This window comes from Microbacterium nanhaiense, from assembly GCF_014646015.1.
Classification (GTDB): Bacteria; Actinomycetota; Actinomycetes; order Actinomycetales; family Microbacteriaceae; genus Microbacterium; species Microbacterium nanhaiense.
Window position 1 is genome coordinate 178,949 of sequence record NZ_BMMQ01000002.1, and the last position, 22,775, is coordinate 201,723.

26 protein-coding genes, 1 tRNA gene and 1 other RNA gene are annotated in these 22,775 nt (G+C 68.3%); 16 read left to right on the plus strand and 12 right to left on the minus strand.

Annotation, left to right across the window (positions count from 1 at the left end):
- Positions 1-26 precede the first annotated feature (26 nt).
- A complete protein-coding gene (locus IEX05_RS03745; RefSeq protein ID WP_188700052.1) occupies positions 27-479 on the minus strand; it encodes a VOC family protein in 453 nt (150 codons plus the stop codon).
- Positions 480-580: 101 nt separating this feature from the next.
- Here IEX05_RS03745 and IEX05_RS03750 point away from each other — a divergent pair, with 101 nt between their 5' ends.
- A complete protein-coding gene (locus IEX05_RS03750) occupies positions 581-1,555 on the plus strand; it encodes a helix-turn-helix transcriptional regulator (RefSeq protein ID WP_188700053.1) in 975 nt (324 codons plus the stop codon).
- Between the two features lie 147 nt (positions 1,556-1,702).
- Here the strand turns inward: IEX05_RS03750 and IEX05_RS03755 are convergent, their stop codons facing one another.
- Positions 1,703-2,170 (minus strand): ASCH domain-containing protein, encoded by a 468-nt coding sequence (locus IEX05_RS03755; protein WP_188700054.1) that lies wholly within the window; start codon positions 2,168-2,170, stop codon positions 1,703-1,705.
- Positions 2,171-2,333: 163 nt separating this feature from the next.
- On the opposite strand from IEX05_RS03755, the gene IEX05_RS03760 reads away from it, so the two are divergent.
- Complete coding sequence (locus tag IEX05_RS03760) at positions 2,334-3,200, plus strand: AraC family transcriptional regulator (protein ID WP_188700055.1); 867 nt, start codon at positions 2,334-2,336, stop codon at positions 3,198-3,200.
- Between the two features lie 436 nt (positions 3,201-3,636).
- Complete coding sequence (locus IEX05_RS03765; protein ID WP_188700056.1) at positions 3,637-5,256, plus strand: L-lactate permease; 1,620 nt, start codon at positions 3,637-3,639, stop codon at positions 5,254-5,256.
- 40 nt (positions 5,257-5,296) lie between these two features.
- Here the strand turns inward: IEX05_RS03765 and IEX05_RS03770 are convergent, their stop codons facing one another.
- The 4 genes from IEX05_RS03770 to IEX05_RS03785 all read right to left on the minus strand — a co-directional run bounded on the left by IEX05_RS03770 (position 5,297) and on the right by IEX05_RS03785 (position 8,233).
- Positions 5,297-5,806: a tetratricopeptide repeat protein gene (locus tag IEX05_RS03770; protein ID WP_188700057.1), complete on the minus strand. Its 510-nt coding sequence runs from the start codon at positions 5,804-5,806 to the stop codon at positions 5,297-5,299.
- Between the two features lie 36 nt (positions 5,807-5,842).
- Entirely contained in the window at positions 5,843-6,682 is an 840-nt protein-coding gene (locus IEX05_RS03775) for an endo alpha-1,4 polygalactosaminidase (protein ID WP_229661111.1), read from the minus strand.
- A gap of 62 nt (positions 6,683-6,744) precedes the next feature.
- Positions 6,745-7,899, minus strand: a complete 1,155-nt coding sequence (locus IEX05_RS03780) for a low temperature requirement protein A (protein WP_229661112.1) — start codon at positions 7,897-7,899, stop codon at positions 6,745-6,747.
- 4 nt (positions 7,900-7,903) lie between these two features.
- On the minus strand, positions 7,904-8,233 hold the full coding sequence (locus IEX05_RS03785; RefSeq protein ID WP_188700058.1) for a nuclear transport factor 2 family protein: 330 nt from the start codon (positions 8,231-8,233) through the stop codon (positions 7,904-7,906).
- 89 nt (positions 8,234-8,322) lie between these two features.
- Between IEX05_RS03785 and IEX05_RS03790 the strand changes: the two genes are divergently transcribed.
- From IEX05_RS03790 to IEX05_RS03800, 3 genes are all read left to right on the plus strand, one after another.
- A complete protein-coding gene (locus IEX05_RS03790) occupies positions 8,323-9,009 on the plus strand; it encodes a TetR/AcrR family transcriptional regulator (protein WP_188700059.1) in 687 nt (228 codons plus the stop codon).
- Positions 9,010-9,283: 274 nt separating this feature from the next.
- Complete coding sequence (locus tag IEX05_RS03795; RefSeq protein WP_188700060.1) at positions 9,284-10,093, plus strand: MerR family transcriptional regulator; 810 nt, start codon at positions 9,284-9,286, stop codon at positions 10,091-10,093.
- Positions 10,094-10,144: 51 nt separating this feature from the next.
- Positions 10,145-10,498, plus strand: coding sequence for a DUF2200 domain-containing protein (locus tag IEX05_RS03800; RefSeq protein WP_188700061.1), 354 nt, complete (start codon positions 10,145-10,147; stop codon positions 10,496-10,498).
- A 52-nt stretch (positions 10,499-10,550) separates the two neighbouring features.
- On the opposite strand, the gene IEX05_RS03805 is transcribed toward IEX05_RS03800, so the two are convergent.
- Both IEX05_RS03805 and arfB read right to left on the minus strand, forming a co-directional pair.
- A complete protein-coding gene (locus IEX05_RS03805) occupies positions 10,551-11,033 on the minus strand; it encodes a DUF2975 domain-containing protein (RefSeq protein WP_188700062.1) in 483 nt (160 codons plus the stop codon).
- Positions 11,034-11,084: 51 nt separating this feature from the next.
- Entirely contained in the window at positions 11,085-11,525 is a 441-nt protein-coding gene (gene arfB / locus IEX05_RS03810; RefSeq protein WP_188700063.1) for an alternative ribosome rescue aminoacyl-tRNA hydrolase ArfB, read from the minus strand.
- 193 nt (positions 11,526-11,718) lie between these two features.
- On the opposite strand from arfB, the gene IEX05_RS03815 reads away from it, so the two are divergent.
- The 4 genes from IEX05_RS03815 to ssrA all read left to right on the plus strand — a co-directional run bounded on the left by IEX05_RS03815 (position 11,719) and on the right by ssrA (position 13,374).
- A complete protein-coding gene (locus IEX05_RS03815; protein ID WP_188700064.1) occupies positions 11,719-12,111 on the plus strand; it encodes a fluoride efflux transporter FluC in 393 nt (130 codons plus the stop codon).
- Positions 12,108-12,464: a fluoride efflux transporter FluC gene (locus IEX05_RS03820; RefSeq protein ID WP_188700065.1), complete on the plus strand. Its 357-nt coding sequence runs from the start codon at positions 12,108-12,110 to the stop codon at positions 12,462-12,464. Before IEX05_RS03815 ends, IEX05_RS03820 begins: the two co-directional genes overlap by 4 nt.
- Before the next feature lie 10 nt (positions 12,465-12,474).
- Entirely contained in the window at positions 12,475-12,885 is a 411-nt protein-coding gene (locus IEX05_RS03825) for an SRPBCC family protein (RefSeq protein ID WP_188700066.1), read from the plus strand.
- 121 nt (positions 12,886-13,006) lie between these two features.
- Positions 13,007-13,374, plus strand: a transfer-messenger RNA (tmRNA) gene (ssrA, locus tag IEX05_RS03830).
- 60 nt (positions 13,375-13,434) lie between these two features.
- Here ssrA and IEX05_RS03835 read toward each other — a convergent pair.
- From IEX05_RS03835 to IEX05_RS03850, 4 genes are all read right to left on the minus strand, one after another.
- Positions 13,435-14,241 (minus strand): Ltp family lipoprotein, encoded by an 807-nt coding sequence (locus tag IEX05_RS03835; protein WP_188700067.1) that lies wholly within the window; start codon positions 14,239-14,241, stop codon positions 13,435-13,437.
- A 27-nt stretch (positions 14,242-14,268) separates the two neighbouring features.
- Positions 14,269-14,790, minus strand: coding sequence for a hypothetical protein (locus IEX05_RS03840; protein ID WP_188700068.1), 522 nt, complete (start codon positions 14,788-14,790; stop codon positions 14,269-14,271).
- The gene (locus IEX05_RS03845; RefSeq protein ID WP_188700069.1) at positions 14,787-15,563 is read right to left on the minus strand and encodes an inositol monophosphatase family protein; all 777 of its coding nucleotides are present in this window, start codon (positions 15,561-15,563) and stop codon (positions 14,787-14,789) included. The genes IEX05_RS03840 and IEX05_RS03845 overlap by 4 nt, the downstream gene beginning before the upstream one ends.
- Positions 15,564-15,661: 98 nt before the next feature.
- Positions 15,662-15,737, minus strand: a tRNA-Lys gene (locus IEX05_RS03850).
- A 127-nt stretch (positions 15,738-15,864) separates the two neighbouring features.
- On the opposite strand from IEX05_RS03850, the gene IEX05_RS03855 reads away from it, so the two are divergent.
- The 6 genes from IEX05_RS03855 (at position 15,865) to IEX05_RS03880 (ending at position 22,735) form a co-directional block, all read left to right on the plus strand.
- Positions 15,865-16,866: a LacI family DNA-binding transcriptional regulator gene (locus IEX05_RS03855; RefSeq protein ID WP_229661113.1), complete on the plus strand. Its 1,002-nt coding sequence runs from the start codon at positions 15,865-15,867 to the stop codon at positions 16,864-16,866.
- A 90-nt stretch (positions 16,867-16,956) separates the two neighbouring features.
- Positions 16,957-18,525 (plus strand): FGGY-family carbohydrate kinase, encoded by a 1,569-nt coding sequence (locus tag IEX05_RS03860; RefSeq protein ID WP_188700070.1) that lies wholly within the window; start codon positions 16,957-16,959, stop codon positions 18,523-18,525.
- 14 nt (positions 18,526-18,539) lie between these two features.
- On the plus strand, positions 18,540-19,244 hold the full coding sequence (locus tag IEX05_RS03865) for an L-ribulose-5-phosphate 4-epimerase (protein WP_188700071.1): 705 nt from the start codon (positions 18,540-18,542) through the stop codon (positions 19,242-19,244).
- A gap of 5 nt (positions 19,245-19,249) precedes the next feature.
- Positions 19,250-20,755 (plus strand): L-arabinose isomerase, encoded by a 1,506-nt coding sequence (gene araA / locus IEX05_RS03870; protein ID WP_188700072.1) that lies wholly within the window; start codon positions 19,250-19,252, stop codon positions 20,753-20,755.
- Positions 20,756-20,834: 79 nt separating this feature from the next.
- The gene (locus IEX05_RS03875; protein WP_188700073.1) at positions 20,835-21,770 is read left to right on the plus strand and encodes a sugar phosphate isomerase/epimerase family protein; all 936 of its coding nucleotides are present in this window, start codon (positions 20,835-20,837) and stop codon (positions 21,768-21,770) included.
- A gap of 14 nt (positions 21,771-21,784) precedes the next feature.
- Positions 21,785-22,735: a 3-hydroxyacyl-CoA dehydrogenase family protein gene (locus tag IEX05_RS03880; RefSeq protein WP_188700074.1), complete on the plus strand. Its 951-nt coding sequence runs from the start codon at positions 21,785-21,787 to the stop codon at positions 22,733-22,735.
- The last annotated feature ends 40 nt before the right edge of the window (positions 22,736-22,775 follow it).

Sequence of the window (22,775 nt, forward strand, 5' to 3'; positions counted from 1 at the left end):
CGGGGCTCCGGCGTACGTGCGCGGAATCAGGCAGCGACGTCCAGGATCCAGATGACGCCGAATCGGTCGGTGAGCATACCGAAGCCGGGGCTCCATGGTGATGCGGCGAGCGGTTCGATCACCGTTGCGCCGTCGATGAGGACGCCCCAGTGCTGCTGGATCTCATCGAGCGTCTCGCCGCGCACCGATACGAAGAATGGGCTGTCGGTGACGGTCACACCGTGCTCGCGAGTCGTCGCGCTTGCCTGGATTGCGGATCCGTCCGCCGCCCCGGGGATGTCGTACGCCATCACGTGGAACCCCGACGGGGAGACGAGCTGGCCGAAGACGATCCCGTCGGCGCCGGGGGCGTGTTCGGGCATGCCAAAGTCGGCGTACGAGGACGCAGTGATCACGCCGCCGAAAACCTCTCGGTAGAACTCGAGGGCCGCGCGGGCTTCGCCGCGGAAGTTGAGGTGGGTCGTGGTGGTGATGCTCATTGATGCTCCTGGTGAGGTTCTGCCGGGAACCTCCCGGCATGAGAACACCCTTCCACTCAATGCGGTCAGATCCTGTCCTCAATTTGGCCTATCTTGTCTATATGACCGAGCCGGTGTCTCGCCTTCTGCAGCTGCTCTCTCTGCTGCAGGTCCATCGCGACTGGCCCGGAACCGAGCTTGCCGCGCGGCTCGAGGTGAGTGATCGCACGGTGAGGCGCGACGTCGAGCGGCTGCGCTCACTCGGGTACCGGGTCAGCGCGACGCCCGGGAGCACCGGTGGCTACCGTCTCGACGCGGGATCGGAGCTACCGCCGCTGCTGTTCGATGACGACCAGGCCGTCGCGCTGGCGATCGCGCTGGAGACCAGCCTCCTCACGGGAAGCGGAATCGACGAGGCGGCGGTGCGGGCCTTGACGACGCTGCGTCAGGTGCTGCCGGGGCGTCTACGGCACCGACTCGACGGTATGGCGGTCACGGCGATCCCCGGGCGTCCTGGCGATGGTCGCCGACCGGTCGTCTCTCCCGACCTGCTCCTCGAGCTGTCCGCCGTGGTGCGCGACCGACGCGTCCTCCGCGCGGACTACGGTGAGGCCGGCAGCGAGATCGGACGGCACCGCGGCGAACCCCACGGTCTCGTCGCCGCAAGCGGACGCTGGTACTTGCTCGCGTGGGACCTCGATAAGGCTGACTGGCGGATCCTGCGCGTCGACCGCCTCACGCCGCGTCCTCCGCACGGAGCGCACTTCGCACCGCGACCGATCCCCGGCGGTTCGGTCCAGGCGTTTGTCTCTGCGCGCTTCAAAGGAGCGATATCTGAGGATCGCTGGCCATGCGAAGGATCCGCGATCCTCGAACTGCCGGCACGCGAGGTCCGTCCTTTTGCAGGTGACGGAACCGTCGATCAGGTCGGTGCCGACCGGTGCCGTTTGCACGCCGGATCCTGGTCGTGGATCGGTCTCGCCGCGTCCCTGTTGCGATTCGACGCGGAGATCTCCGAGGTTGAGCCTCCGGAGCTGGTGGAAGCCCTTGGCGTGCTCGCGGGACGAGCTGCACGGGCCCGGGGAGTGGCGCCATGATCTTGAGCGATCGAACGCCGAACGGGTCCGTCGAGTTGCGGCCCGTCTCAATCCGCGATGCGGAGACCATCATCACGATCACGTAGCCCGGCTGCGTACTGCGGGCCGCTCTGAGCGCCTGCGGCGTGGAGATGGCCTTAGGCAAGGTCAGGCCGAGCGAGCCAGCGGAAACAACACCTCGAATCGCTCGCAGACGACGAGCATGCTCGGATCGAACTCGTATCGCGTGTGGAGGAGCGAGCGGCGCCAGGCGCGCTCGTGCTCGGCTCGCCAGTATCTCAGCGACCCGTCGCCTTCGCCCTCGAGCGAAGCGTGTTCGGGTGAGACATCCTCGAAGGGGGTGATCTCGATCACGGTCGTGCGGATGAGTGCCTGCGGTTCGCCCGCGCCATCGAGCACGATCGAAAGATCGCCGGGCTGTGGAAGCGGATCCCCGTCCGCCTCGAACTCCCACAGGGCGCTGGCCATCGCCGTCTTCGCACCCCGCAGAGTCAGCTCGAGCAGTTCGTCCGCGAGCTCGGGTGAGTCGCCGAACGACCACGCGGGCGGCACGGCGGTCTCCGAGTTCACGCCGGACGATCGCCAGAAGCTCTCGATCCGTTCCGCCTGATTCATGGAACCATCCTGCCTCGTCCGGGGCGGCGACTCGCTCTTGCAACCGGCGCCACGCCCCGTCTCGCGCCACGTCACGCTCCCTCCGCACCCGACAGAATCGAACGTGGATAGTCGGGCGCAGATAGCCTGGTCAGCGCGAATGTAGACGGTGAAGGGAGCAGCCGTGATCGAGACACTCAATCGTCTTATCGACGAGATCGAGCGATGCCTCGGTGAGAGCCTCGACATCGAGGCGTTCGCCGCCTCGATGGGGACGACGAGCTACCATGCCCGCCGAATGTTCTCGTCCTTGGCGGGCATGCCCGTCTCCGAGTATGTGCGGCGTCGACGGATGACCGTTGCGGCAGCCGATGTGATCGGTGATGAGGATCTCCTGACGATCGCGGTGCGCTACGGGTACGGATCCGTCGAGGCCTTCGGGCGAGCGTTCCGGTCCGTGCACGGGGTGAGTCACGGCGACGTCCGGCGCGACGGCGGCCCCCTTCGCACTCAACCCGTCCTCAGGTTCCGCCTGACCGTCGAAGGGAGCATCCGCATGGACGCCCGAATCATCACACGACCCGCCTTCCGCCTCGCGGGGCACGCTGCGCGCGTGCCCCTGATCTACGAGGGCGTCAACCCTCATATTCAGCAGCACATCGCCTCGCTACCGGCCGAGGAGCACCAACGCCTCAAAGAGCTCGGCACGGAGGAACCGCGCGGGCTGTTGCAGGTCAGCGCCGACGTGGATCCGGACTACCGAGAGGGCAGCAAACTGACCTATCTGCACGGCGTCGCGGTCGGCAAGGACACCCGCATCCCCGACGATTTGGATGAGATCGAGGTCGAGGCGGGGGAGTGGGTCGTGTTCCGCACGTCCGGTGCCCACCCGGCTGCACTCCAGGAGGCCTACGCGGCGTCGGCCGCCGAGTGGTTCCCGTCGAATCCGTGGCGGCTGCGGCCCGGCCCGTCGATCGTTGCGATCCTCGAGCGCTCGGACGACTTCAACAGGGCGACATGCGAGCTCTGGTTCCCCGTCGAGCGAGCCTGATCGGAGGGGCGGGCGACTCTGTACCATCCGCCCCTGCTCGCGGCTCCAGCCCGCGTATTCTGAAGCCATGAACGCTCCTATGCCGACGCCCGACGTGCGTCCGGTTGGCGACCTTCCGCATGCGGTGGGGAAGACAGCAGCGCGGGCGCTTCAATTGGCCGGGATAGAAAGTCTCGCCCAGGCCGCGGAGCGGACCGAGAAGGAGCTCCTCGCGATACACGGCGTGGGTCCGAAAGCGATCCGGATCCTTCGGTCCGCGCTCGCGGATCAAGGACGGAGTTTCCGCGACGGGTAATTCCGCCCGCTCGGCGATCGCCTGACGCGCCGGGCACCCGCGGCGAGCCCCAGAAAAACACGTGACGTGAAGTCGACCGGTCTGCCAGGATAAGCGTGACCTGGTGGTGCGCCGACGAGGAACGGACGAGAGGCTCCAGCGATGTGGACGCAGACGATAGACCCCACCGGCCAGCTGTGGCTTTCGGCACTCATCGCCGTCATACCGATCGTCGTGTTTCTGCTGTGCCTCACGGTGTTCAAGCTCACGGGTCTCGTCGCGGGCGCCATTGCGACGGTTCTGCAGATCATCGTGGCGGTGTGGGTGTTCGGAATGCCCGTCGGATCCGTCCTGGGCGCGGGCCTGTACGGCATCCTCACGGCGGTCTGGCCGATCGCGTTCATCATCGTCATGGCGGTCTGGCTGTACAAGATCGCCGTCGCGAGCGGCCGATTCGACGTCATCCGCACGAGTATCTCCGGGATCTCGCCGGACCAGCGGATCCAGGTGATCCTGATCGCCTTCTGCTTCGGTGCCTTCCTCGAGGGCGCGGCGGGCTTCGGCGTTCCCATCGCGATCTGTGCAGCGCTTCTCGTGCAACTCGGGTTCGGTGCCATCAAGGCGGCCATGCTCTGCCTCATCGCGAACGTCGCCGCGGGCGCGTACGGAGCAATCGGAATCCCGGTGATCGTCGGCGCGCAGGTGGGCGAGGTACCACTGGCGGGCCTGACCTTCGACATGGTGATCGTCCTGCAATGGCTGACCTTCGTCGTCCCCTTCATCCTCGTGATCATTCTCGACGGGTGGCGGGGGATCCGCGAGACCTGGCCCCTCCTCATCGTCACGAGCCTGGCCTATAGCGCCGCGCAGGCGGGGATCCTCATCTTCCTCGGCCCCGAGCTGGCGGACATCGTTCCCGGCCTCGTGGGCATGGTGGCGGTGTTCCTCGTGGGCCGCGTGTGGCAGCCGAAGCGAATCTATCGGGAGGACGGCGGAGCGGTTCCACCGCCGATCAAGCAGGACTTCGGTGACGTGGTCGTCGCGTGGAGCCCCTTCTACATTCTGAGCGGGGTGATCTTCGCCTGGAGCGTTCCCTGGTTCAAGGACCTGTTCGCCGAGGGCGGTGCGCTGTCCGGACTGGTGTTCGCCGTCCCGATCCCCGGGATTACCGGCGTGGTCGTTCCCGACGGCGCATCGGAGCCACTCGCCACAAGCTGGGCCTTCACGCCCATCAACGCGACCGGCACGGCGATTCTTCTCGCGGTTCTCCTCACGTTCTGGACGACGCCGCAGGTGCGCGCCCGGCACCTCTGGGAGCAGCTGGGCGCGACCGTGAAAGACCTCTGGCGTCCGATCATCCTCATCGCGCTCGTGCTGATCATCGCGGACATCGCGAACTTCTCGGGAGGATCGGCCACCATCGCCAACGCCCTCACCGCCGTCGGCGTGGTCTTCCCGCTCCTGGCACCCGTCATCGGCTGGTTCGGCGTCTTCATCACGGGCTCCGTGGTGAACAACAACACCCTGTTCGCTCACCTACAGACCGTGACGGCAGGCAATATCGGGGTCGACTCGACGCTCCTCGTCGCCGCCAATACCGCGGGCGGAACGGTCGCGAAGGTCGTGTCGCCGCAATCGATCGCCATCGCCGCCGGGGCGGTCGGACTCACGGGCCGCGAGGGCGAGATCCTCCGCGCGTCCATCGGCTACAGCCTCGCGATGCTCGCCGTCGTCTGCGGTTGGGTCTTCCTGCTCTCGCTCGTCATGCCCGGCGCGGCCTGATCGGCCGACGCCACGGCGGAGAATCGTCCGGCTGCGCGGCTCATGCCGAGGGATCCGCCCGGGAGCCTTCGGTCAGCGCGGCCGCATAGGCGCGCATCGAGCGCTGGTAGCGGGGGAGCGCGTCGATCTGGGCCTCGAGCGCGACCCTGAGCGCCTCGTCGACGCGCCCGGCACTGTGCAGCGCGAGTGCCAGGACGACGCGCGGGGCGGATCCGGTCGATTCGTGCATCGGCGCGCCCTCGAGCACGGCGATGGCCTCGTCGAAGCGGCCCAGATTGCGGAGAGTGGATCCGTACTGGACGGCGAGCTGCGCGTGCCGCGCGTCGTCGAGCCCGAGCGAGAGCGCGCGCTCGTATTCGCGCCCCGCATCCGCCTCGAAGCCCATCGAGTCGTACATTCCCGCGAGCTCGAAGGCGGCACGGCCGTCGCCTCCGGGGCAGGAGCGCGAGAGCTTCCGCATGGCGGTGATGCCCTCGTCGCGGTCGAGAGAATCGGCCCGCTCCCAGAGCTCGGAGACCGCGTCTTCCCACTGATCAAGCGTCATCGTCATACAGGTATCCTCTCAGCCGCCGAGTACGGCGCATGGTCACTCGCGGCACGACTCCGAGACGTAACCATCGGCGCCCGGTGCCACGAGCTCGCGGTCGCGGAGGATCATGGCGCGGGGAGAGCCCGCGTCGCGACACATGTCCTCGAAGCGGCGGGGAAGGTTGTCCGCATACTCGATATCGATGACGGCGTCGGCGTACACCTCCGTGTACGCCGAGCATTCGCCGTATGCGGCGCACTCCTCCGCCACGGCGAAGTCGAATCCGGCCTCCTCGCGGAGGCGCGGCGCGTGCTCCGCGGCATTCTTCTGCCCGACGGCGAGCCCGCTCCCGTGAGCCGTCGCCGCGAGGCGAGCGGCCAGCGCGATGTTGTCATCGAGGCTGAGCGCGCCCCGCGAGCGCGTGAAGCTATCGAGGTTGTCGAACTCGACGGCGCGGAAACCGTCCGCCGCGCACCCTTCGATCCAGGCGGAGATGACCCCGGCGATCGCCGCGCGCTTGGCGTCGGTCGACGCATCGAGCAGGTATTCGTCGGGCCATTCGGGGTCGGTGACGCGGACACCGTCGACCGTGAGGAGGAGCTCCTCGGGCCAGGCGTTCTCGTCGCCCGGCTGGGTTTGGAACGCGTTGACGTAGCACACGGAGTATGCGTCGTCCACGGGCGGCGCGGTGCGGTCGCGCACGACGAGCTGCACCCCCGGTGCGGGTGGATACGGGTCGCCGAGCTGATAGTCGAACGCGGCGATGGCGGGAAACGTCGATGCCGGTGCAGGCGGGTTCGGCGCATCGCCGCCGGCCGCGCAGCCGGTTGCCGCCGCGAGAACGCTCGACATAGCGGCAACGGCTATCGCGAGCCCGGACCGAGAGAAACGCCGCATAGGCTCAGCGTAGTTTCCCCCAAGCCCGCGGAACCCGCCTGTGCGGGTACACGGCCGGGACCTCAGTCGGACAGCGCCGCCGATCGGGCCCGGCGTGCCGTGTAGGCGGCCAGTGTCGCCGTCACGGCGAGCACCGCAACGCTCAGCACCATGGTCGGCAGATGCGACCACGTCAGTAGAGCGACCGCCCCGAGCAGGACGAGGGCTCCGGCGGCGACGAGGCGCGAGCGGCCCAGCCTCCCGAAGCGCGACCGCGCGAAGAGTAGGTTTCCCGCCAGGTAGACGAGCGGCCCCGCGATGGTGACGGTCACGATCGCCGGCGTGAGGTGATCGTGAGCGAGCCGCAGCTCGATCGAGACCGCGACGAGAATCGCCCCCAGCACCATGAGCGCGTGTGCGTAAGCGTAGGCGGTTCGGAGGGCTCCGGTCGACGCGTCGCCGGATACGCCGTGCGCCCCGGGAACGGCGAAGTAGTTCCACCACAGCACGAAGATCGACGCGAATCCGACGGTGAGGCTCAGCGCGAGAGCGGGCGTGATGTGGCCGTGCTCGACGACCGAGCCGCCCATGAGCAGGATCGATTCGCCGAGGGCGATGATGAACACGAGCCGGTTCCGCTCCGCGAGGTGCTCCGCGTCGGTGTCCCACAGGTGCATGGGTGCCGCTCCGAGCCCGGGGATCCGGAATTGTGCGAGTGGGGCGGCGTAGTCGACGAGTACCGCGAGGAACCAGATGCTGAGCCTGTACTCCGCGGGGAGCGCGGCGCCGAGGATCCACAGGACGCCGGCGAGCACCGTCCAGCACAGCAGCATGCGGTAGTTCGATGCGAGCTGCGAGCCGCGGAACGCGACGATCATGAAGACCGGGCGCAGCACGCCCATGAAGAGGTAGCAGCCCACGAAGAGCCACGCGCCATCGCCGAATGCCGAGGGGATCGCGACCGACATGCCGAGGCCCGCGAGCATGAGCACGCCCGTCAGCAGGTGAATGGCGGTGCTGCGCGGATTCAGCCAGTTCATCGCCCAGGCCGTGTAGTTCCAGCCCCACCAGACTGCGGCGAAGACAATGACGGCCTGGGCCGCGCCCTCCCACGAGAGATGGTCGATGACGAGGTGCGAGAGCTGAATGATCGCGAAGACGTAGACAAGATCGAAGAAAAGCTCGATCGGGCCGACCTCGGAGCGATGCGGTGGCGTGCGGAACAGGGAAGTGGGCAACGGGCTAGCCCTCGCGGATCGTCATCTTGGCGATCTTCTCGCCGTCCGTGTCGAAGGTGAAGCGCGAGCGGCCGTTGGCGTGGTTCGACCGCCAGTCTCCGACGACGGAGACCTGACCGCCGGTCTGGGTGACCTCTTCGACCGTGAGCACGCCCTGCGAGCCGATGAACTCACGGGCGCTCCAGGCCTGGATCGCATCTCGGCCGCTGAAGGTCCGCCCCCAATCGTCGACCTGCCCGTCGGCGGTGAAGGCATCGAGAAAGGCAGCCTCATCGTGGGCGTTCACCCGCTCGATGAAGTGTGCGATCGGTTCCGGAACGGTGGGTGTGATCATGGCGCGTCCTCCACTGCAACTGACTCGTACGCCGCACATATCAGAGATATAGCAGCGTGTACTTTCGATACAAGCGATAATCTAACATCATGACGACAGCGGCGACAAGCGATACGCGCGAGCGAATGATCGCCGCTGCCGTGGATCTCATCGCTGCGTCGCCCGGCGAGGAATTCTCCCTGCGGGCCGTGTGCGACGCGGTAGGCGTCAAGCTACCGACGCTCTATCACTTCTTCGGTTCGAAACAGGGCCTCGTCGATGCAATCGTCGAGTACGGATTCAACCTCTATCTGGGCCAGAAGTCCTCCGCCGAGCCGTCGGGCGACCCCATTCAGGACATCCGCGCCGGCTGGGACGCGCATGTGGGCTTCGGCCTCGCCCATCCAGGCCTCTACGCGCTGATGTACGGGAGCGTGCGGCCCGGTCACGCGCCGGCGGCCCAGGCTCGACCGGACACGATGCTGCGTCGGCTCACCGCGGAGGCTGAGGCGCAGGGGCGCCTCGTGGTCTCCTCTGATGAGGCGGCGACGCATATTCTCGCAACGAACGTCGGCGTGACGCTTCGACAGATCGTGTCGGCGGCGCCGGATCCCGGGCTCACTGAGTCTGCGCGGGAAGGTGTGATCGCCGCGATTACGGGCACCGGCGCGCCGAGTGAGGCGCCGCTCGCGCAGGCGATCGAGTACGCCGCCGCGCACCCCGACGTGCTCGGATCAAGCGAGACCCAGCTCCTCATCGAGTGGCTCCGCGCGCTCGCGGCGCGCGCACGCAGCTGAGCGAAGTCCGCACGGGTGCTCCGGACCCGCAGAATCACGGCGGATGCGACGCTCGGTGACGCTGCGTCGCCGGGCGATAGGGTCATGCGATGAGCACTGTGAGGGAGTTTACCGGCGAGGTGCTCGGCGGGCCCTCGCGGATCCGGAGTCGTTCGACTGCTTTGCGGTCGACGGACATGGCCGAATCGTCGGGAAGACGGGTGTGCGTGTCTTTGGGCGCTGCAGCGGACGCGCTTGACCCTGACACAGTGTCAGGTCCTCTGATGGAGAGATCATGTTAGGTATCGGAGATTTCGCCAGGCTTGCCGGTGTGTCGGTGCGCATGTTGCGTCACTACGACCGACTCGGTCTGCTCGTACCCAGCCGTGTGGATGAGTTCACGGGCTACCGCTACTACAGGGCAGCCCAACTTGATCGCGCGAATCGTCTCGTTGCCATGAAGGAACTCGGCTTCACCCTCGAGGAGGTCCGCGAGCTTCTTGCCGACGATCTTCCGCGGGATCGGCTCGTGGCACTTCTGGGAGACCGCGCATCCGCGTTGCGGGAGCAGATCCACGCGGACGGTCGCCGTCTGCGGCACGTCGAGACGATCCTCCGATCGATCGGAAGGAGCAACACCATGTCTGAGTCCGCTTTCGTCGAGCAGAAGTTGCCGCAACTTCGCCTCGCCCAACTCGCGGCGGTGGTGCGCGAAATGAGCGATATCGAGTCCGAGATGGGATCGATGTTCGGCCGCGTCAACGAGATTCTCGACGCCGCGTCGCGTGAACGAACGGGCCCCGGGGTCGCGCACTACACCGCCACGGACGACGGGATGATCGCCGCGGCGGGGGAACAGATCGGAACGGAATCCGCGCCGGCCGGTCTCGACGTCGCCCACCTCGACGAGGTGCCGCGCGCGCTCGTGACGACGTACGTATCGGACGACCTCGACGGGATTCAAGCCGCGTGGCAGTCGCTCGTGCTCGAGGTCGAGCGACGCGGACTCACACCGTGCGGAACGTGCCGCGAGGTGTACGTGGAGAGCCCGATGGATCCGCAGGGCACGCGCTGGGTGGTGGAACTGCAGCAGCCGGTTGCATGAGCGCGAGGCGGCGCGGCCTGTTCGCCCGCATGGCTGACGTACCCTCGAGCTATGGATCGCAATCAGCGCGTGTTCAAGATGACATTCGCCTCGGTGTACCCGCTGTACGTCGACAAGGTCGTGCGCAAGGGGCGCACGGAGGAGGAGCTCCGTGAGGTGATCTCGTGGCTCACGGGCTTCGACGGGCCCGGGATCGACGAGCAGATTGCCACGGAGACGTCGTTCGAGCAGTTCTTCGAGCAGGCGCAGCTCACCCCGGCTGCGTCGCTCATCACGGGTGTGATCTGCGGCGTGAAGGTGCAGGAGATCGAGGATCCGCTGATGCAGAAGGTCCGCTACCTCGACAAGGTCGTCGATGAGCTCGCGAAGGGCAAGGCCATCGAGAAGATCAAGCGCACCGCGTAGCGCTTTGTGAGCCCGCGGCGGTGCGTTCTCGTCCGAGGCTCAGCGCCGAGGCTCACGCCTCCAGGGTCTGCGCGCCCTGGAGGCGCGTAGCGTCGATGAGTGCGCCCCGCATGACGAGCAGGATGAGTCCCGCGCCGAGCGTCGCCGCGAAGACGATCCCGCACAGGGCGATCATCCCCGGCGCGTCGTCGGTCAGCGCGAGGCGCGTGAGCGGAACGCTGGCCGCGACGACGAGGAGCGCCGCGACGGCGACGCTTCCGATGATGAGATCGAGCCACCGGAGAGAGGTGGTCGCGAAGAGGGCGCGGCGTTCGGCCCGCGCGACGAGCTGCCACGTTGCAACAAGCGTGGTCCCGAGGCAGAGCACGAGGATCCCGCCGATCACGGTCACGGCGATTGGCACTGGCACGATGTCCCTTTCCCTCGAGATCGTCTGCGCGAGCGTGGGGAAAAGAAGGACGAAAAGCGCCAGGAGCGCGCCGCCGAGGCCGACGGCGATCACGATGCGCAGAGCCGCGTAGATCCACAACCTCATGCACCGAATAATAATCGAAATCTATCGAAATTCAATAGGTGTCGCGAGGGGTCACTCGGCGTTAGGGCGCCGCCGGGACTGCTTGATCTGAGCGCGTTGCTTTTTCCCGTCGAGCCTTCGGCGCTGGGATCCGCGGGTCGGCTTCGTCGCACGACGCTGCACCTCGGGCATGACCGCGGCGCGCAGGATCTCGGCGAGGCGGGCGCGGGCCGCCTGTCGATTCTGCCGCTGGGAGCGCTCCTCGGACGCGGCGATGGTGAGAACGCCGCCCGCGAGCCGAGATTCGAGCCGGGCGAGGATCCGCGATCGCTGCGAATCGCTGAAGGCCGCGGAGCGCGAGACGTCGAACGAAAGCTGCACGCGGGAATCCGTCGTGTTCACGCCCTGTCCACCGGGCCCCGACGACCTCGAGAACTGCTCGACGAGCTCCGCCCCGGGCACGCGGATGCCTCGCGGGGCGCCGGGGCCGGCGGGCACGAGCAGGTCATCCACGGGTCCATTCTCGCGCGTGCGGGGCGATAGCATCGTCGCGAGAGGGAACGAACGATCCCTCGCGAGTTACCGGGCGCCGGCTCCGGCCAAGGGCGCGACGGCGGGTCTCCATGTGTTTCGACCCCGCGGGCGTGTGGATCCCAGGAATCGGCACGAATAGGCCAGGAACCGGCACGAATAGGATGGTGACCTCATGAGACTGCACCCCGCCATCCTCGTCGGTCTCGGCGGTGCGATCGGCACGACGGTGCGGTACCTTCTGAGCCTCGCCGTGCCGGGGGTCGCCGGGATCTTCGCGATCAACCTCTCCGGCGCGCTGATCCTCGGCTGGCTGCTCAGCGCACTCAAGATGCGCGGACCCGACGAGGGCCGCCGCTCGACCGTCCGGCTGTTCGTCGGCACGGGGGTGCTCGGCGGATACACGACGTACTCGACCTTCGCGTTCGGAACGGTAGGGTTCCTCGGCGACGGCGAGCCCGCGCTCGGCATCGCCTATGCGGTCGCGACGGTGGTGCTCGGCACGGGCTGCGCGGCCCTCGGGATCCTCCTGGGGCGTCGATTCCCGATGGGGGTGGATCCCGAATGACGCTCCTGCTGGCACTCGCCGTGGGGCTTGCGGGCGGGGTCGGCGCCGCGCTGCGCTACCTCGTCGACAACGCCGTGCCCCCGCGGATCCGCGCGCGCTACCCGTGGGGGATCGCGATCGTGAACCTCTCTGGATCCTTCGCGCTCGGCGCCGTCACCGCCGCGGTGCCGGGCGTGTGGCTGACCATCATCGGCGTCGGCCTCCTCGGCGGATACACGACCTTCAGCACGGCGGCCGTCGACGCGGCACGCCTGATCATGGAGCGCCGATTCACCGCCGGCGTCGCGGGAACGTTCGCCACCCTCGTCGGGTGCGTGGCGCTCGCCGGTGTGGGGTACGCGATCTTCGCGTAGGATCCGCCACATGCGCTCGCGTCACATCAGTACCGTCATCCCTGCGCCCGCGTCCGAGGTGTATGCGTTCGCAGCGGAGCCCAGCAACCTGCCCCGCTGGGCGGCCGGACTCGCACAGAGCGCGGTCCAGATGCGCGGCGACGAGCTCATCGCGAGCTCGCCGATGGGGGAGGTCGTGGTGAGGTTCGTGCCCCGCAACGAGTTCGGCGTGCTCGACCACGCCGTCGAGCTTCCCACGGGCACGATCGTCACCAACCCGCTCCGCGTGCTCGCGCACCCCGACGGGTCAGAGGTGATCTTCACCGTGCGGCAGATCGAGCTCACCGACGACGAGTTCGAGCGCGACTGCGACATGGTCGCGGCCGATCTCGGCCGGCTGCGCGACATCTTCTCCGGGGCGCGGGATGCACCGGGCGCGTGAGCCGCGCGTGCCTCGAATCGTGTAGACTGAAGTGCTCGGGAGCATTCCCGACTCGATCACGCGACAGCGTGGTGGCAATTCCACAGCGTGTGCATGCGGTTCCCTTCCTCGAAGGATCCACGGGGCTGATCGGTTTCGACAGTCGCCGCTGATCTGAGTGAAGCGGGCCGAGGATGCAGAGTTATCTCGTAAACGCCCTCTGCAAACCAATAAGTGCCAACTCTAAGCGCACTGACTTCGCCCTCGCTGCCTAAGCGAGCCCGAGTCCGTCAGACCGTGGGCGATCCCGCCACGGACCCTGGCGTCATTTAGGGATCTTGCTGTGACACGGGGTCGCGACGTGTCACGGGACTTTTCTGCGGCTGGGCCTGTCGATCTATGTGTCTGTGCTAAAGATCGAGGCCGAGTAGAACGCCTCCACAGACTGCGCCCGGAGAAACCTTGGTGAACCGGTGCTGGACGCGGGTTCGATTCCCGCCAGCTCCACGACCGTCACGCACACGCTGTCCTCGCAGAAGGCCCCGGAACCGCTTCGGTTCCGGGGCCTTCTCACTCTGCCGGTGCGTCGGACGCGTCCGGTTCGATCTCCTCGACCTCGCTGTAGTCGAGGCTGTCGGCGCCGTGCTCGACCTGTGCTTCCGTGAACTGCTGCTCGCGCAGGTAGAGGACGACGTCGGCGCGGGGCACGGGCGTGCCGCCGGCGAACTGCTGCGCGGCCTCGACGGCCTCCGCGTTCCAATCCGCTTCGACGTGCGCGACACCGTACCGCGCCTCGTCCGGCGTGAAGCCGTCATACGTGACCTGGGTGATGAGCAGCTGCTCGGAGAACGCCGTCGAATCGACGTAGCCCTGCGCCGCCTCCGTCGCCTCGGCATTCCAGTCGGCGCCGATGGCGTCGGCGGCGGTCTCCGCCTGCTCGGACGTGTAGCCGCGGAACTCGAGTTCCGAGATGAGGCCATCCCGGGACAGCGCGCGCGAGCGGATCGCCTCGCGGGCGACCGCGGTGACGTCCGGCAGGCCGGGATCCGCGGTTTCCGTCGGGCTGGGGTCCGGGCTCGGCGTCGCGGGCGCGGTGGGCGCGCCGGGTGTTGCGCTCGGCAGCGGGGACGAGGAGGGTGCGGGCGGGGCTCCCTCTTCGTGCCGTTCGCCGGGCGCCGCGCTTGGCGAGGCGTCACCGGGTTCCGGGGACGCCGACGGCGTGGGGGTCGCCGTCGGCGCTCCCCACCAGCTCGTCGGCGCCGGCTCCAGTGACTCGTCTGGCTGGGAGGCACATCCCGCGGCGATCGACATCGTCACGAGGGCGACCGCCACGATCGATACCTGCGTCGTCCTGCGCGAAAACGAGTGCGGTGCCATGGCCCAATTTTAGCGGCGGACCCTCGGTTAACCCCGCCAGGTGACCAGCGCGAGTCCGGACTTCGTGTCGGCGAGGGCCACCCAGCCGGGCGCGAACTGGTAGGTGAGCACCTCCTCTGGGCTGGCGGCATAGCTCCGCTCCGGATCCTCGCTGACGTAGACGTACTCGTCGTCCTCCGAGACGACCCAGCCGTTCGTCTCGAGATAGTCCTGCATCTCGACGGCGGACTCGGCGTCGATCGGTGCCCAGCCGTACATCTGGCCGCTGTCGAGGCCCGCTTCGTCGCCCCACACGCACTGGATTCCACCGTCGAGCACGTGCTCGCCGATGCGGAACGGCGCCTCCTGGGCCACCCAGCCGAGTTCCTTCAGCTGCTCGACGAAGGACGGGCGCATGATCGTGTCGCAGCTCATCTCGACGCCGGAGCTCGGGGGAGTGGCGGTTGCGACGGGCGCGCCCGTGGGTGCCGGCTCGGCGGATCCGGAGCACCCGGCGAGCGCGAGCACGATTCCGGCGACGCCGACGACGGCCGCGCGCGCCGACCTCATGCGGGTCCTTCGGCGAGGGTGGCGAGCACCTCGTCGTGAAGCGCGCCGTTGGTGGCAATGGCGGACAGGGTGTCGAGGGAGTCGGATCCCTCGAGGGATGTGAACCGTCCGCCGGCTTCGCGCACGATGGCGGCGGCGGCGGCGACGTCGTACTCCTTGACGTCGAACTCGCCGACGATGTCCAGTCGCCCCTCGGCGAGCAGCATGTATGCCCAGATGTCGCCGTAGGCGCGGTCCCGCCAGACGCGATCCTGCAGCCTGAGCAGCGCGTCGAGATGTCCCGCGCCGCGCCATTGATTGATCGATTGGAAGCTGAGCGAGGCCTCGTCGAGCGACGCGACGGTCGACACCGAGATGGGGCGCTCGCCGTCCGTGAACGCGCCGAGCCCGGTGGCCGCCCACCAGCGGCGACCCATCGCGGGCATGCTGACGACCCCCACGCTGATCACGCCGTCGATCTCGAGCGCGATCATCGTTCCCCACGCGGGCACGCCGCGCAGGAAGTTCGCGGTTCCGTCGATCGGGTCGATGATCCATCGACGCGCCCCGCTCGTGGCGCCGTACTCCTCACCGAAGATCGCGTCTCCGGGTCGCTCTGCCTCGATGAGGGCGCGGATGGCGCGTTCGGCGGCGAGATCCGCCTCGGTGACGTGCGAGCGATCCGCCTTCAGGCTCACCGAGAGGTCCTCGCGATCGAAGCGCGACATCGTCTCGGCGTCCGCGGCGTCCGCGAGTCGGAGTGCGAGGGCGAGATCATCGGCGAGAGAGACCATGCGTCTAGGCTACCGGCGACTCCTGTGACGGCGGCACCGCGTCGACGCACAGCGAAAGACCCCGGGTCCTGATTCCCAGGACCCGGGGTCTTTCCATGTGGTGCGCCCCCAGGGACTTGAACCCTGAACCCATTGATTAAGAGTCAATTGCTCTGCCGATTGAGCTAGAGGCGCATGTCGTTCGGAGCTCATCTCGCCCCGGCAACAAGAAATACTTTACGAGGATCCGCGCCGTCGCGCGAATCGGGGTGAACGACGGGCGTGTCTGAGTGAGCGCTGGGTGGGCGATACGCTGGTGCGCATGTCCTCATCTCGCCCGCCCTCGATGGCCGACGTCGCGGCGGCGGCGGGCGTCTCGCATCAGACCGTGTCGCGCGTCCTGAACGGGCATTCGTATGTTCGGGAGGCGACGCGAGATCGGGTGCTGGCGGCCATCGACGAGCTGGGGTATCGGCGCAACCAGGCGGCCCGCACGCTCGCGACCAGCCGTTCGGCGACCGTGGGGATCGTTGCGACCGACACGGCGCACTTTGGCCCGTCGAGCACGGTGCTCGCGGTCGAGCAGGCGGCGCGAGATGCCGGGCGCTTCGTCTCGATCGCGTCCGTGGCCTCGGATGACCCGGGCGCCGCGATCGAACAGCTGATGGCCCAGGGGGTCGATGGGATCGTCGTCGTCGCCCCGCATGTCGAGGTCGCGCGGCTGCTCGATGCCGCTCCCGCGCGGATTCCGATCGTCGTGGTCGCGGCGCGATCCGACGCGCCGCGAGACACGGCGATTCGGTACGTCGCGGTCGATCAGGCGGCGGGCGCCGCCGCGGTAGCCGAGCACTTCGCTGGCCTCGGGCACCGCGGCTTCGCGCACATTGGCGGTCCGGACGACTGGTTCGACGCGATCGAGCGATCCCGCGGCTTCGCCGAGCGCGCGCGCCGGCTCGGCGGCGCGGTGCGGATCCTGCCCGCCGGCGGGTGGGGTGCGCGCCAGGGGTACGACGCGGCGCGGGCGCTCGTCACGGAGATCGCCGAGAGAAGGGTCACCGCGGTCTTCGCCGCGAACGACTATCTCGCGATCGGGGCGATCCGGGCCTTCGCGGACGCGGGGCTGCGCGTTCCAGGCGACGTGTCGGTCGTGGGCTTCGACGATGTCGAGGGCGCCGCGTACCTTGCGCCCGCGCTGGCCACGGTGCAGCAGCCGTTCGCGACGCTCGGGAAGGCCGCGGTGGCGGCGCTCGATCCCGATGATCCCGAGCCGCGGATCCTGCCCACCCTGATCGCGCGGGAGAGCACCTCGCGGCCCCCGGGCTGAGAGCCCCCGGTTGGCATCTTTGCACCGATGTCGCGCGCCGCGTGTGTGAGCGCTAACATAAAGGCAGCATCCCTCGACGAAAGCGAAGCAATGACGCAGCTGACCTCCTCCGGCCCGACCGCGCTCGGCATCGAGCTCGGATCGACGCGCATCAAGGCGTGCCTGACCACCGCGAACGGCGAGGTGCTCGCCGTCGGCAGCCACGAGTGGGAGAACTCACTCGTCGACGGCCTGTGGAGCTACTCGCTCGACGAGGTGCACGCGGGCGTCCGGGCCGCGTACGCCGATCTCGTCCGCGCACTCGGCGCAGAGCCCGAGTCGATCGACGCGATCGGCGTCTCGGCGATGATGCACGGTTACCTCGCGTTCGACGAGGCGGGTGAGCTGCTCGTGCCGTTCCGCACCTGGCGCAACGTGAACACCGGCCGCGCCGCCGCAGAGCTCTCGGACGCGCTCGACATCAACATCCCGCTGCGCTGGTCGATCGCACACCTGTATCAGGCGGTGCTCGACGGAGAGGCACACGTGGCCCGCATCGCCCACGTGACGACGCTCGCGGGATACGTGCATGAGCGTCTCACGGGGGAGAGGGTGCTCGGCGTCGGCGACGCCTCCGGAGTCTTCCCGATCGAATCCACCACCGGCGGCTATGACGCCGCGCGCCTTGAAGCCGCCGAGGCCCTGATCCACGGGGCGGGTGCGACACAGCTTCGCCTGACGGAGGTGCTCCCCGCGGTGCGATCCGCGGGAGAACCCGGCGGACGCCTCACGGAGGCGGGCGCATCCTTCCTCGACGCGTCCGGCACGCTGTCGCCGGGTTCGCTCGTCGCGCCGCCGGAAGGCGATGCGGGAACCGGCATGGTGGCGACGAACGCGGTGACGCCGCGCACGGGCAACGTCAGTGCCGGAACGAGCATCTTCGCGATGATCGTGCTCGAGAGCGCGCTCCGATCGCGCCACGAGGAGATCGACCTCGTCACGACTCCCACGGGCGACCAGGTCGCGATGGTGCACTGCAACAACGGCGCGAGCGAGATCGGTGAATGGTCGCGGGTCCTTCGTGAGTTCGCCCGCGCGATCGGATCCGAGGCGTCGGCCGACGAGGTGTTCGGCGCCTTCCTGTCCGGGGCGCTCGAGCGGGGATCGGACGACGGGATCTATTCGTACAACCACCTCTCGGGCGAGCCGATCGCGGGCCTGGAGGCGGGACGCCCGCTCGTCGCGCGCACGCCCGAGTCGAGTCTCACGCTCGCGGGCCTTGCCCGCTCGCAGGTGCGCGGATCCTTTGCGACGCTCGCCCTGGGGATGAAGACCCTCGCGTCGGAGGGCGTCGCTGTCGACGCGATCCGCGCGCACGGCGGCGTCTTCCGCACGGCGGGCGTCGCGCAGACCCTGCTCGCGGAGGCGCTCGGGGCCCCCGTCACCGTGGGCGAGGGCGCGAGCGAGGGCGGCGCGTGGGGCATGGCCCTGCTGGCGGCGTACGCGCTCTCCGAATCGCGAGAGACTCTCGCAGAATGGCTCGGATCCACCGTGTTCGCCGGCGAGGAGACCTCGACCGTCGTTCCGGATCCGGAGGCCGTCGCCGACCACGCCGCCTTCCTCGACCGCTGGGCCGAAGGCCTCGAGACCGAGCGCGCCGCGGCGCGCACGATGAAGTGACCACAGGAGAAGAGATGACCACCACACTTCCCACCGACGGCCCGATGCGCGCGGCCATCGACGCCGCCAAACAGCGCGTCGCCGCGCTGCACGCCGAGCTTCCCCGCTGGAACCTCGTCGCCTGGACGGCGGGCAACGTCTCCGAGCGCGTGCCCGGCGTCGACGGCTCCGACGACGTTCTCGTGATCAAACCCTCGGGCGTGAGCTACGACGAACTCGACGCCGCGGCGATGGTCGTGTGCGACCTCGACGGTCGGCTGCTCGAGGGCGACCACAGCCCGTCGTCCGACACGGCCGCCCACGCCTACGTCTACCGGCACATGCCCGAGGTGAACGGTGTCGTGCACACGCACTCGACCTATGCCACGGCGTGGGCCGCGCGCGGCGAGGAGATCCCCTGCGTGCTCACCATGATGGGCGACGAGTTCGGCGGTCCGATCCCCGTCGGGCCCTTCGCGATCATCGGCGACGACTCGATCGGCCGCGGCATCGTCGAGACGCTGACGGGCCACCGCTCGACGGCCGTGCTCATGCAGAACCACGGCCCGTTCACGATCGGCAAGAGCGCGAAGGCGGCGGTGAAGACGGCTGTCCTACTCGAGGAGGTCGCGAAGACCGTGCACGTCTCGCGCCAGCTGGGCGAACCGCTCCCGATCGACCAGAAGCACATCGATTCCCTCTACGACCGCTACCAGAACGTCTACGGACAGAAGGGCTGAGACCCATGACCAAGCCATACGCAGACAAGAAGGTCTGGTTCCTCACCGGCAGCCAGGGGCTGTACGGCGAGGAGACGCTGCGCCAGGTCGCCGAGCAGTCGCAGGGCGTCGTGGCGCTCCTCGACGGCGCCGAGCAGATCCCCGCGCCGATCGAGTGGAAGCCGGTTCTGACCGATTCCGAGTCGATCCGTCGGGCGATGCTCGACGCGAACGCCGCCGACGACGTCATCGGCGTCGTGGTGTGGATGCACACCTTCAGCCCCGCCAAGATGTGGATCAAGGGGCTCGAAGAGCTGAACAAGCCGCTCCTGCACCTGCACACCCAGGCGAACGTCGAGCTGCCGTGGGACGACATCGACTTCGACTTCATGAACCTGAACCAGGCAGCTCACGGCGACCGCGAGTTCGGCTATATCGCCACGCGCCTCGGCAACGCCCGCAAGACCGTTGTCGGCCACGCGAGCGACCCGCGCGTGCTCGGCGAGGTCGAGACGTGGATCCGCGCGGCCGCGGGCATCGCGGAGGCGAAGAACCTCAAGGTCGCACGCTTCGGAGACAACATGCGCTTCGTCGCCGTGACGGAGGGCGACAAGACCGAGGTCGAGACGAAGCTCGGTACCGAGGTCAACACGTGGGGCGTGAACGAGCTCGTCGAGAAGGTCGACGCGGCAACCGATGCACAGATCGACGCTCTCGTCGGCGAGTACCTCGAGCAGTACGATGTCGCGGACGAACTGCTCCCGGGCGCCGAGCGCCACGAGTCGTTGCGCGACGCCGCCGCGATCGAGATCGGGCTGCGCACCTTCCTCGACGAGGGCGGCTTCAAGGCGTTCACCGACAACTTCGAAGACCTCGGCGCGCTCAAGCAGCTACCGGGCATCGCGGTGCAGCGCCTGATGGCGGAAGGCTACGGCTTCGGCGGTGAGGGCGACTGGAAGACCGCCATCCTCGTGCGCCTCTCTGCCGTCATGGGCGCAGGTCGCGCGGGCGGTGCGAGCCTCATGGAGGATTACACCTACGACCTCACACCGGGCGACGGCAAGATCCTCGGCGCACATATGCTCGAGGTCTCGCCCTCGCTGTCGAGCGCGAAGGCCCGCGTCGAGATCCACCCGCTGGGCATCGGCGGCAAGGCGGATCCGGTGCGTCTGGTCTTCACGGCCGACGCGGGCCCCGCGGTCGTCGTCGCGCTGAGCGACATCCGTACGCGCCTGCGCCTTGTCGCGAACGTCGTCGAGAACATCACGCCGCCGGAGCTGCCGAACCTCCCGGTCGGTCGCGCCGTGTGGCAGCCGAAGCCCGACCTGCCGACGTCGGCGGCATGCTGGATGGCCGCGGGCGCCGCGCACCACACCGTGATGTCGACGGCCGTGGGGCTCGAGATCTACCGCGACTTCGCAGAGATGGCGGGCATCGAGCTGCTCGCGATCGACGAAGACACGACGTTGAACGGCTTCCGCAACGAGCTGAAGTGGAACCAGGTGTACCACCACATCGCGGAGGGCTTCTAAGCTGAAGCATCCGGCCGCGCGGGCGACGCGTTCGCCGCGCGGCCGGATTCCCTGTTCGTCGACAACGGAGTTGACCCACATGAACGGTGCCCCCTTCACCCGCGACACCTGGCCCATCGCGACCTGCATGCACGGTTTCGCGGCCGTCGATCGGGACGGCACGAGCCTGCACGACGCGCCACCCGAGACGTGGGACGGAGTGTTCCATCAGATCGCGAGCCTCGGGTTCACGGCCGTCGAGATCGCCGACAGTCACATCCGCCCCTCGGAACTGACGCCGGAACGGCGCGCACTGCTCACAGACATCGCCACAGCGCACGGCGTCGAACTCATGAGCGTGCACGTGCAGCGTCAGAGCGTGATCGAACCTGGCAGGGGAGAGCTGAATCTGGCCCGCGCCCACGCCGAGATCGACGCGGCCGCCGAGCTCGGGATGCGGGTCTTCTCGACCGGCCTGCACCAGCCCTTCTCCGAGGCGCAGCGCCGGGCGCTGTGGTTCTGGACGGCGCCCGGTCCCGTCGACCCCGACGACGCGGAGACCCGCGCGCTCGCCGTCACCCGATTGCGGGAACTCGGCCTACACGCGGCGTCCGTCGGCCTGCCAATGGCGCTCGAGATGTACGAGGACACCTATCTCGCCACGGCGGACAGCGCCGTGCGGCTCATCGAGGAGATCGACCTCGACAACGTCGGCCTGAACCCCGACATCGGCAACCTGGTCCGTCTGCATCGCCCCATCGAGGACTGGCGGGAGATGCACGAGAAGACGCTGCCCTATGCGAACTACTGGCACGTCAAGAACTACATCCGCGACGAGGCGGGCGACGGCAGCTGGTTCACCGCGGTGCCGACGAGCATGCAGCTCGGCCTCATCAACTACCGCGACATGGTGGCGCGCGCGATCGAGCTCGGCTTCCGCGGCCCGTTCCTCATGGAGCAGTACGGCGGCGACAGCCTGGGCGTCTGCGCGACGAACCGTGACTACCTGCGCACGCTCCTGCCGGAGAGCGCCTGAAACGGAGAAGAACCATGACGACATCCATCTACGCGGTCATCGGAAGCGGCTACATGGGCGGGGGTATCGCGCAGTGTCTCGCGCTCTCCGGCGCCGATGTGCGCATCGCCGACGTCAGCCTCGATATCGCGAGCGCCAATCGTGAGCGCCTCATAGCCGAGGCGGAGCAGTTCGTCGCCGACGAGCTCTTTCCCGCCGGCGCGGCGGAGATCATCGCGGAGCGCGTCACCGCCGTCACCGTGGAGGAGGCCGCCGCCGAGGCGAGCTTCATCGAGGAGGCCGTGCCCGAGAAGATCGAGATCAAGCACGAGACCCTCCGCAGGATCTCACGGTCCGCGGCGCCCGATGCGATCATCGGATCCAACACCTCGACGATCCTCATCTCGCGGCTCGCCGAGGCCGTGGAGCACCCCGAGCGGTTCCTTGGGGTGCACTTCTCCAACCCGGCACCGTTCATCCCCGGCGTCGAGCTGATCCCGCACGCGGGTACCGATCGGGCGATCCTGCCGACCGTCGAGGCCATCGTGGCGGCGACCGGTAAGCAGACGGCGCGGATCACGGACTCAACGGGCTTCGTGCTGAACCGCCTGCAGTACGCGCTCTTCCACGAGGCGACCCAGCTCGTCGAGGAGGGGGTCGCCTCGGCGGAGGACATCGATACCATCGTGCGCACGACGTTCGGCTTCCGGCTGCCGTTCTTCGGCCCGTTCGCGATCGCCGACATGGCGGGTCTCGACGTCTACGCCTTCTGCTACGCCTCGCTCCAGACCCGCTGGCCCGAGCGATTCGCGACCCCGAACTCGCTCGCGGAGCTCGTCTCGGAGGGCAAGTTCGGCACGAAGAGCGGCGCGGGGTACCTCGACGTCCCGGCCGAGCGCACGGCCGAACTCGTCGCGTACCGGAACCGGGCCTACGTCGCGATGCAGAAGCTGATCGATGAGCTCGGCCCGGCCCCGATCCACTGAGTGAAACGGAGGGCCCGCCCGTCTCGTGTGCGAGGCGGGC